Origin of the sequence: Streptomyces sp. NPDC048248 (assembly GCF_043201875.1) — a bacterium.
Classification (GTDB): Bacteria; Actinomycetota; Actinomycetes; order Streptomycetales; family Streptomycetaceae; genus Streptomyces.
In genome coordinates this window covers 129,631-139,389 of record NZ_JBICZL010000017.1, presented here as the reverse complement: position 1 = coordinate 139,389, position 9,759 = coordinate 129,631, and the positions used below count along the sequence as shown (strand labels likewise).

Below are 9,759 nucleotides of genomic sequence, written 5' to 3'. Positions count from 1 at the left end.
GGCCTCCGCGGGCTCCGCGGCCCCGGCGGCCGGCCCGCCCCCCCCCCCCCGCCCCGCCCCGCCCCCCACCCCCCCCCCCCCCCCCCCCCCCGCCCCCCCCACCCCCCCCCCCCCCCCCCCCCCCCACCGGCCCCTTTGCGTAGCTTCTCCCTGCAGGTGGCGGCGAGTCCGCCGCGCCAAGGACGCCGATATGGGAGGACGGGGGTGCACTCGTGCGCATCGGACTGCTCACCGAGGGTGGTTATCCGTATGCATCCGGTGAGTCGCGCGTGTGGTGCGACCGGCTCGTGCGCGGGCTCACCGGCCATGAATTCGAGATCTACGCCCTGAGCACCGACCCCCGCCAGGTGGCCCGCGGCCGGGTCGAACTGCCCCCGCACGTCAGGCTGGTGAGCAGTGCGCCGTTGTGGGGCGAGTTCCCCGAGGAGCACCGCAGACATCCCGAGGAGCGTCGCGGTCGCGGCGCGGGCCGGCGCCAACGCCGTGCCTTCGCCGAGCACTTCGGCAACCTCACCTCGGCGTTCATCCCGGCGCACACTCCGGCCGCCACCGGCGGCACGCAGCCCGCCACCGACTCCGCGAACGGGCAGGCGGACCGTTTCGCCACCGGTCTCTACGGGCTCGCCGACCTGGCCCGTGAACACGGCGGACTCCCCGCACTGCTCCGCTCCGAGGAAGCCGTGCGCCTCCTGGAGCGCGCCTGCCGGGCTCCCCGCGGGCTGCCCGCCGCCCAGGGCGCACAGATCCAGGACCTGCTGGCTGTCACCGAGCAGCTCGAAATCGCCCTGCGCCCGCTGTCGCTCGACTGGTACGGCGACGACGGCTGCGATGACGACCGCGGCCGGGGGCTCTGCGGTGTGGAACTCTGCCACGCCACCTCCGGCGGGGCGGCAGCCCTTCCCGGCCTGTTGGCCAAACGCTTCTTCGGCACCCCGCTGCTGGTCACCGAGTACGGCGTGCGGCTGCGGGAGCACTACCTCGCGCGCGCCGCCTCCCCTCTTACCGCTCCCGTGCGCGCCCTGCTGGCCGCCTTCCAGGGGGCTTTGGCCGCCGAGACCTACGCCCAGGCGGCGCTGATCACGCCGGGCAACACCCATGCCAGGCGCTGGCAGGAGCGATGCGGCGCCGACCGGGCAAGGCTGCGCACGGTCCACCCCGGCATGGACGCCCGCCGTTTCGCCGCCCTCCCGGACGCCGCGGCCGACGAATCCAAGACCCTGGTGTGGGTCGGCGCCATCGAACCCGCCAAGGACATCGTCGCCCTGCTGCACGCCTTCGCCGAGATCCGCAAGGCCGAGCCGGACGCCACGCTGCGGATCATCGGCGGGCCGGGCCGCGATCCGCAGGCCCCCGGCTATCTCGCGCACTGCCGGGCCCTGGCCGCCCAGCTCTTCCCCGACGAGGCCGCCGACGCGCGCACCGTCGGCGAGAACCCCGTCAGCTTCGAGGAGGTCGGCAGCCCGGAGGTGCCGACCCCGGAGGACGCCTACGCGTCCGGTGCGGTGGTGGTCCTCTCCAGTGTCATCGAGGGTTTTCCCCGTTCCCTGGTCGAGGCGATGTTCTGCGGCCGCGCCACGGTCTCGACCGACGTCGGCGCGGTCTGCGAGGCCATCGGCGGCACCGGTCTTGTGGTCCCGCCGCGCAACCCCAGGGCCCTCGCCGACGCCTGCCGCGCGCTGCTCGCGGACCCGGCCCGCAGGGCCCGGCTCGGCGCCGCGGCCCGAGCGCGGGCACTGGAGCTGTTCACCGTCGAGCAGAACATCGCGGCATTTCGTGGCATCTACCTGGAACTGATGTCGCGCGCTCCCGGCCGCGCGGGGGAGCCCGGCGCGCTGGACGCCCACGGCGTACCGCACCCCTTCGCCCGGCCCGCGGAGTCCCACGTCCCCGGCCGCTGGGCCGCGCCCGGTGCGGCCACCCGCGCCGCGTCGGCCGGGCGCACACCGAGCTGGGCGACGCCGGAGGCGGAGCGCGTGGCGGTGCAGACGCTACGGGCGACCGCGGAGCAGGCGGGCGGGGGAGCGGTGCCGTCCGCGAGAGCGGCGGAGCCGCTGGGCGCGTACGGCGAGGCCGGTGCGTACGGCGAGGCCGGCGCGGGCCCTGCCGACGGCGGGGCAGCGAGGCGTGCGGGGGCCGGTCAGGCCGCCGACGGTTCGCGGGACGGCGCCGGCTTCTCGCTCGACGACTTCGAGGGGGACGCCCCCGCCGGCGTGCCGGTCGGCGCCTGCGGCTTCCCGGCGCCCGGGCGAACGGCGGGCCCATGAGCGGACGCGAGGAGCCACGGGCCGCGCACAGGCCGAGCCGATACCGGCCCGGCGCGGCGGACGACGAACAAAGACCCCAGAGGCGATGAGGCGGACGTGGTGAACGTGATGGACATGACGGTGGTGACGGGCGTGCTGGACGTGGTGTGCGCTGTGGGCGTGATCGGCGTGGCGTTGGCGACGGGTATGACGGATGTGGCGCACGGCAATCGCAGAGACGCCGGCCGGGCCGCCCTCCCCGTCTGCACCAGAGTCCGCCCGACCCTGGCCGGCCGCATGCGCCCGGCGGCCCGCCCGGCGCGGCGCCGCGCCGCCCTCTCCTGTTCGGCCCACGCCGCCCGTGCCCAGGCCGCAGAAAGAGGAGACACGGCATGACCGCGCCCCGCACACAGCGCCCCGCGCCCGGCGACGGCCCCCTCACCTCCCGGAGCCATGGCGCCCCGGACGGCCGGTCCGCCGCCCTGATCGACACGGACGACCGGCCCGCCACACGCACGGCCGACCGGGACGGTCAGCAGGCCGCGGCGCCCACCCCTCCACCGGTCACCCGCAAGGAAGCCGCCGCGCGCCCGCCCCGCCGCGGCCCCGCCGACCCCGTCAGGGCCCTGATGCACCGCCACCAGGACCTGTGCGCACGCGCCGTCGACGCCCTGGAGATCGCCGCCGGCCTGGAGGCCCACGGCGTCACCGACCGCACGGCCGCACGCTGCCGGCACCGCGACGTCTTCTCCCTCGCCGAAGAGCTCTACGCCCGGGTCCCGCGCGCAGAGCCCGCCCCTCTCGCCGCGCCCCTCCCGGAGCCCGCCACCCGCTCCCACAGCGTGCGCGCGGTACTGCACCTGCTGCCCGGCGCGGTCTCGGTCGCTGCCGTCGCCGCCCTCGCCTCCGCAGCCCCCACCACCTGGTGGACCCGGCCCGCGGTCGCCCTCGCCGGCGTCGTCCTGGTCGCCCTCGCGGTGCGGCTGAGCGTACGGTCCGGTCCCCTGCGGGCGCGTCGGCACGGCAGCTCCGCGACACCGTGGATCTGCTGGACCGCCGGCTACGCCCTCTGCGGCGACTGGCTGCTGACGGAACTGCTGGCCGGCGGCCCCGACCTGCCGCACGCACACCCCCGCCCCGCCGTCGCCACCGCCGTGGCACTGGCCTTCGCGGTCGCCCCCGCGGCCTGGTGCGCCCGCTTCTTCGCGGTACGCGGCAGACGCGGCCTCGCCACCAGCCGCGGACTCGGCGAACTCGCCGCACGGGTACGGCCGTTGCTGCTCGGCGCCACCGGACTCTTCGTCACGGCACAGGTCGCGCTGCTCGTCGGCACGGGACTGCTCCTCGGCGACGTCGGCGCGAGGGAGACCGCCGCGGCCACGGCCCTGGGCGTGCTGCTCTTCCTCGCCCGGCTGCTGACCGTGCACGGCTTCCGCGACGCCGCCGCGGCGGGACTCGCCTCGGCCGCGGCCCTGGAAGCACTCGCCCTGGCCACCGTCCTCACCGCCCGGCTCCCCGGCCTCACCCCGCTCGGCCGCCCGGTGGAGGCGCTGACCACGGCGGCGGGACCGGCCGCCGTCCCCGCCCTGGCCTGCACCGCCGCCGCACTCGGCCTGCTCCTGTACGGCCTGCGCGCGCTGACCGGAGCGTGGGCGCACTCGCCCGCCCCGGCAGCGGAGGCGGACCGGCCGTGACCCTCGGGATACCCCTCGGCCCGCACACCGCCGCAGCACCCCGCACGGACCGCCCCCACGGGCCCCCGCACCACGCACCACTCCCGAAACGGCGCCCCGCCTCCGCCGCTTCGCCCCCTTCGCCGCAGACCCCACCCCCCACGTGGCCGCCCCCAGGGCGGACGCGGAACCCGCGGCCGAAGCCGACGCACCACTTCCCATCCGCCATAGGAGCGCGACACATGAACGTCCACCCGACCACACGCCACGGGCACCGGGGGGTTGCACGATGAGGGTGCTGCTCATCGGCGCGAACGGCTACCTCGGCCGCTACGTCGCCGACCGTCTGCTCGCCGACCCGGCCGTCCAGCTCACCGCCCTCGGGCGGGGCGACGACGCCGACGTCCGCTTCGACCTGGCCACCGGCAGCCCCGGCGCGCTCACCCGCTTCCTCGACGCCGTCCACCCCGGCGTCGTCGTCAACTGCGCGGGCGCCACCCGGGGCGGCGCCCGCGACCTGACCCGGCACAACACCGTCGCGGTCGCCACCATCTGCGAGTCGCTGCGCCGCAGCGGCTGCGGCGCCCGACTCGTCCACCTGGGCTGCGCCTCCGAATACGGGCCCTCGCAGCCCGGCTCCTCCACCGCGGAGGACGCCGTGCCCCGCCCCGGAGGGCCGTACGGCGTGAGCAAACTGGCCGCCACCGAGCTGGTCCTGGGCTCCGGCCTCGACGCCGTCGTGCTGCGGGTCTTCTCACCGGTCGGCCCCGGCACCCCGGCCGGCTCACCCCTCGGCCGGCTCGCCGAGGCAATGCGCCGCGCCATGCAGGCCAACGACAGCGAGCTGAAACTCGGCGGCCTCGGGGTCCAGCGGGACTTCGTCGACGTCCGCGACATCGCCCGCGCCGTGCACGCCGCCTCGCTCTCCGCGGCGCAGGGCGTCGTCAACATCGGCACCGGCCGCGCCGTACGGCTGCGCGAGGCCGCGTCCGTCCTCGCCCGCGTCGCCGGCTTCGCCGGCTCGCTGCACGAACTCGACTCCCCGCCCGCGCGCCTGGTCATCCCCGGCCCGTCCGCCGAACACCCGGCCGGCGCGCCGCCCGCCACCTACCCCTACCCCGACGGCTGCGGCACCTGGCAGCAGGCGGACGTGCGCACCGCACGCGACCGGCTCGGCTGGCGCCCGCGGATCGGCCTCGAGGAGTCCCTCGCCGACATCTGGATGGAGGCCGCATGTCGTATCTGAGCACCCCCGCGGACACCACCCGCGCCCCGACCGGCGCAGGGCCGCTCGGCGTCGGGGTGCCGGGCTTCGCCCACCCGCTGCTCGCGCCCACCGAATGGGCCGAACTGCTCCGCTGCTCACGCGGGTTCGTACTGCCGCCGGAGCCTCTGCGGGACCGGCCGGGCCACGGCTACGTCCCGGTGGCGCCGGTGCACTGGGCGGTGCTCAACGTCTCCAACGGCCCCGGCGCACGCCCCGACCCGCACTGCATGCCCGCCGCCGCGCGCCTGCGCGAGACGGGTGTCCGGCTGCTGGGACACCTCGACACGGGGCGTGGCGCGCGCCCCTTCGGCGAGCTGATCTCCGACGCCCACCGCTACCTGGAGTGGTACAAGGTCGACGGCTTCTGGATGGACCGCTGTCCCACGGACCGGACACTGCTGCCCCAGACCCGGCGGATCGCCACCACCCTGCGCACGCTCCTCGACGACTCCTACCTCGTCTTCGGGCACGGCTCGCACCCGTTCCCCGGCTATGCCGAGTCCGCCGATCAGCTGGTCACCTTCACCGGCGCGTGGGCCGACTACCGCTGGTCACAGGTGGCCGAGTGGACCGCCGACTACCCGCCGGAGCGGTTCTGCCACCTGGTCCACGGCGTGCCGCGGACGCATCTGGACGAAGCGCTGCGGATCGCGCGCTGGCAGGGCGCCGGCACGGTGTACTTCACCGACCGCCGTGACCAGGGCGGAAATGCCTGGGAGTCGCTGCCCGGCTACTGGGACGAATTCGTCTCGCGCATCGGACCGGGTGTCTCGGAATGAAGAAGGGCGTGGCAGTGTTACGGGAAGAACCATCGTATTGAGATCGACCAATCCCTTGTTGAGGTCTTCTGTGTCGCTGCCACCCCTGGTCGAGCCAGCTACTGAGCTCACCGTCGACGAGGTCCGCAGGTACTCCCGCCACCTGATCATCCCGGACGTCGGGATGGACGGGCAGAAGCGGCTGAAGAACGCCAAGGTGCTGTGCGTCGGCGCCGGTGGCCTGGGCTCGCCCGCGCTGATGTATCTGGCCGCGGCCGGCGTCGGCACGCTGGGCATCGTGGAGTTCGACGAGGTCGACGAGTCGAACCTGCAGCGCCAGATCATCCACAGCCAGGCCGACATCGGCCGTGGCAAGGCCGTGTCCGCCAAGGACACCGTGCTGGGCATCAACCCGCACGTCACGGTCAATCTGCACGAAGAGCGGCTGGACTCCACGAACGTCATGGAGATCTTCGCCGACTACGACCTGATCGTGGACGGCACGGACAACTTCGCCACCCGCTACCTGGTCAATGACGCCTGTGTGCTGCTGAACAAGCCGTACGTCTGGGGCTCGATCTACCGCTTCGACGGCCAGGCGTCGGTGTTCTGGAGCGAGCACGGCCCCTGCTACCGCTGCCTGTACCCGGAGCCCCCGCCGCCCGGCATGGTCCCCTCCTGCGCCGAGGGCGGCGTGCTGGGTGTGCTGTGCGCGTCCATCGGCTCCATCCAGGTCAACGAGGCCATCAAGCTCCTCGCGGGCATCGGCGACCCGCTCGTCGGCCGCCTGATGATCTACGACGCGCTGGAGATGACCTACCGGCAGGTCAAGGTCCGCAAGGACCCCGACTGCGCGGTCTGCGGTGAGAACCCGACCGTCACCGAGCTCATCGACTACGAGGCCTTCTGCGGCGTCGTGTCCGAGGAGGCCCAGGAGGCGGCGGCGGGCTCGACGATCACTCCCAAGCAGCTCAAGGAGTGGATCGACGCCGACGAGAAGATCGACATCATCGACGTCCGCGAGCCGAACGAGTACGAGATCGTCTCGATCCCGGGCGCCCGGCTGATCCCGAAGAACGAGTTCCTGATGGGCACCGCCCTCCAGGACCTCCCGCAGGACCGGAAGATCGTCCTGCACTGCAAGACCGGCGTCCGCTCCGCGGAGGTCCTGGCGGTCCTGAAGTCCGCCGGCTTCGCCGACGCGGTCCATGTCGGTGGCGGCGTCATCGGCTGGGTCAACACCGTCGAGCCGGAGAAGCCGATCTACTGATCGCTTCGCTGAAGCGGGCTGCGACTCCTGGTCGCAGCCCGCTTTTTGCTGCCTGGATGCCGTTGGCGGCGGTCATCGCCGGAGGGTGCGGCGGGTGGCTCCGGCCTCGCTGTCCCGCTCCGGCGCCGGCTGGCAGGCAGGCAGCACATCGAGCCAGTCCTCCACGGTGGCGCGGGCGAAGCCTGCCCAGGCGCCATCGGGCTCGACGAGGGAGCGGGCGTACGCCTCGGCCCACAGCCGCAGCAGCGGGCGGTGTTCGCCGGCGGCGAGCCACGCCCAGATCTGGTCGACCGCCGGAGCCAGGCCGACCGGCCCGTCGGCCTGCCTGTTGTGGTCCAAGATCGCCAGCTCATCGGTGCGGGCGCGGGCCAGCAGTGCCCGCACCAGGCCGTCCTTGTTGCCGAACAGGAACATCAGCACCCGGGTGCCGGAGCCGATGGCCTCGGCCAGCGGGCGCCAGGACAGGTCGGACAGGCCGTGGGTGAGCGCGTACCGGTAGGCGGCCTCCAGCAGCTCGACCTGCCGCGCGGACGGCGCTGGCGGTTTCGGTGGCATGCGCCTGGCCTAAAACAACTGACACAGTCGTGTCAGTGGCCGATTTGTGAGCACGAGGAACCGGAGGGTCATCATGTCGAGTCGAGGCCGGCACCCGCACGTCCTCGTGCGCCGGGCCGACCGCCCGGGAGATCTGGGCTGGGCGGTGATGGCCCACGGAGAGATCTACCGCCAACAGTTCGGCTGGGACGCCGAGTTCGAGGCGCTCGTGGCGAAGATCGTCGGCGAGTACGGCACGAAGCACGACCCGGCCACCGAGGCGGCCTGGATCGCCGAGGTGGACGGCGAGCGTGCGGGCTGCATTTTCCTGGTCGCCGGTGACGAACCAGGGGTGGCCAAGCTGCGGATTCTGCTCGTCGCACCGGCTGCCAGGGGCCTCGGGCTCGGCACCCGCCTTGTCGAGGAGTGCCTGACCTTCGCTCGCGGGGCCGGCTACCGGCAGGTGACGCTGTGGACCAACGACGTGTTGGTGTCCGCGCGCAAGATCTACGAGAGCTTCGGTTTCACCCTCGCCGACGAGGAGCACCACCACAGCTTCGGTCACGATCTCGTCGGCCAGAACTGGACCCTCGACCTGAACGACTCTCCGGCCGAGGGCTGAGTGCAGCGGAGTCTCCGGCTCGCGCTGACGGCGAGCCCGGCACACCCGGTGGCCGCGCGGCGCGCGGCGAACCGGCTGTCCGATGCGGTGCCCAGCACGCAGATGCGGCGGACCTGGACCGGTTGGGGACGCTGCGGTCCGCCCGTACTGTGGTCCCGGAGGTGCCGGCATGAGCGAGAGTGATCATCAGTGGCTCGAACGTCCTGTCTTCGACGCCCACTTGCACATCATCGACCCGCGGTTCCCGCTGGTCGAGAACGACGGCTATCTGCCGGCGGCGTTCACCGTCGAGCAGTATCGCGAGCGCGTCGCCGGTCTCGGGATCCGCGGCGGCGCGGTGGTCTCGGGCTCCTTCCAGGGCTTCGACCAGGGCTACCTGCGCGCCGCGCTGACCGCGCTGGGCCCCGCCTACGTCGGCGTCACCCAGGTCCCGGCCGCGGTGACGGACGAGGAGATCTCCCGCCTCGATGCCGCGGGGGTGCGGGCGGTCCGCTTCAACGTACGCCGCGGTGGATCGGCCACGCTCGATGAGCTGGACCGGCTCGCCCGCCGCGTCCATGACGTGGCCGGCTGGCACACCGAGCTCTACATCGACGCACGTGACCTGCCTGACCTGGCGGCGACCCTGACGGCACTGCCGGCGGTCAGCATCGACCACCTCGGCCTGCACCGCGAGGGGCTACCCCACCTGCTGAAGCTGGTTGAGAAGGGCGTCAAGGTCAAAGCCACCGGCTTCGGACGCGTGGACCTCGACCCCGCCGACACCATGACCGCCATCATCAAGACCGATCCCAACGCGCTGATGGTCGGCACCGACCTCCCGTCCACGCGCGCCCGCCGCCCGTTCGCGGACGACGACTTCAGGCTCATCGCGCGGACCGTCGGTGAGGAACACACCGACGCGGTCCTGTGGAGCAACGCCGCCGCCTTCTACCGGCTCCCCGGCCCCGAGAGGCTCGGCACGGCAAGGGACAGCCGGCCCTCGGATCGAGGCGAACGGTGACCCGGGCTCGCCAGGATCCTCCGGGTCGAGGAGGAGTCATGGCGCTGGGCCGCAAGGGAGCACGACGCATCGTCGTCGACGGCACGGCCTACCGCTGGCGACTGCGGCGCAGACCGACCTACGCCCAGTCCCTGGCCTGGACACCGTGCACGTTCGCGGTCGAGCATGCGGACGCCGCAGGCAGCACGCTCGTGGTCACCACCGACCAGCCGCATCCGGGCAATGGGCTCGGACGCGAGGCCGATCCGGTCCTGCCGTCCGCCGTTGCCCGCGCCATCGAAGTGGCGCTTCGCGAGGGATGGATGCCCACGGAGCCCGGCCCCCCGTTCCACCTCGACGGGTCCGAGGGCTTCACGCCCTCGCCCTGAGCACCCCGCGCCGCCCCGTCC

General features: G+C 73.8%; 9 protein-coding genes and 1 pseudogene. 9 read left to right on the top strand and 1 reads right to left on the bottom strand.

Translation table 11 applies throughout. The features are described from left to right. The first annotated feature begins 212 nt into the window (after positions 1-212). The 6 genes from ACGFZW_RS31535 (at position 213) to moeZ (ending at position 7,211) form a co-directional block, all read left to right on the top strand. Positions 213-2,264 carry a DUF3492 domain-containing protein gene (locus ACGFZW_RS31535; protein WP_393896678.1) on the top strand — a complete coding sequence of 684 codons (2,052 nt, stop codon included), beginning with the start codon at positions 213-215 and terminating at the stop codon, positions 2,262-2,264. A gap of 96 nt (positions 2,265-2,360) precedes the next feature. Continuing rightward, on the top strand, positions 2,361-2,639 hold the full coding sequence (locus ACGFZW_RS31530) for a hypothetical protein (RefSeq protein ID WP_393896677.1): 279 nt from the start codon (positions 2,361-2,363) through the stop codon (positions 2,637-2,639). After that, positions 2,636-3,937, top strand: a complete 1,302-nt coding sequence (locus tag ACGFZW_RS31525; protein ID WP_393896676.1) for a hypothetical protein — start codon at positions 2,636-2,638, stop codon at positions 3,935-3,937. The genes ACGFZW_RS31530 and ACGFZW_RS31525 overlap by 4 nt, the downstream gene beginning before the upstream one ends. A gap of 268 nt (positions 3,938-4,205) precedes the next feature. After that, on the top strand, positions 4,206-5,162 hold the full coding sequence (locus ACGFZW_RS31520; RefSeq protein ID WP_393896675.1) for an NAD-dependent epimerase/dehydratase family protein: 957 nt from the start codon (positions 4,206-4,208) through the stop codon (positions 5,160-5,162). After that, complete coding sequence (locus ACGFZW_RS31515; RefSeq protein WP_393896674.1) at positions 5,150-5,962, top strand: spherulation-specific family 4 protein; 813 nt, start codon at positions 5,150-5,152, stop codon at positions 5,960-5,962. Before ACGFZW_RS31520 ends, ACGFZW_RS31515 begins: the two co-directional genes overlap by 13 nt. A gap of 70 nt (positions 5,963-6,032) precedes the next feature. Then, positions 6,033-7,211 (top strand): adenylyltransferase/sulfurtransferase MoeZ, encoded by a 1,179-nt coding sequence (moeZ, locus tag ACGFZW_RS31510; RefSeq protein ID WP_393896673.1) that lies wholly within the window; start codon positions 6,033-6,035, stop codon positions 7,209-7,211. Positions 7,212-7,292: 81 nt separating this feature from the next. On the opposite strand, the pseudogene ACGFZW_RS31505 reads toward moeZ, so the two are convergent. Beyond that, positions 7,293-7,766 (bottom strand): annotated as a pseudogene (locus ACGFZW_RS31505) (TetR/AcrR family transcriptional regulator); the annotation flags it as partial. 73 nt (positions 7,767-7,839) lie between these two features. Between ACGFZW_RS31505 and ACGFZW_RS31500 the strand changes: the two are divergent. The 3 genes from ACGFZW_RS31500 (at position 7,840) to ACGFZW_RS31490 (ending at position 9,738) form a co-directional block, all read left to right on the top strand. Continuing rightward, complete coding sequence (locus ACGFZW_RS31500; RefSeq protein ID WP_393896672.1) at positions 7,840-8,367, top strand: GNAT family N-acetyltransferase; 528 nt, start codon at positions 7,840-7,842, stop codon at positions 8,365-8,367. A 169-nt stretch (positions 8,368-8,536) separates the two neighbouring features. Then, entirely contained in the window at positions 8,537-9,370 is an 834-nt protein-coding gene (locus tag ACGFZW_RS31495; protein WP_393896671.1) for an amidohydrolase family protein, read from the top strand. A gap of 38 nt (positions 9,371-9,408) precedes the next feature. Next, positions 9,409-9,738, top strand: a complete 330-nt coding sequence (locus ACGFZW_RS31490) for a hypothetical protein (protein WP_393896670.1) — start codon at positions 9,409-9,411, stop codon at positions 9,736-9,738. The last annotated feature ends 21 nt before the right edge of the window (positions 9,739-9,759 follow it).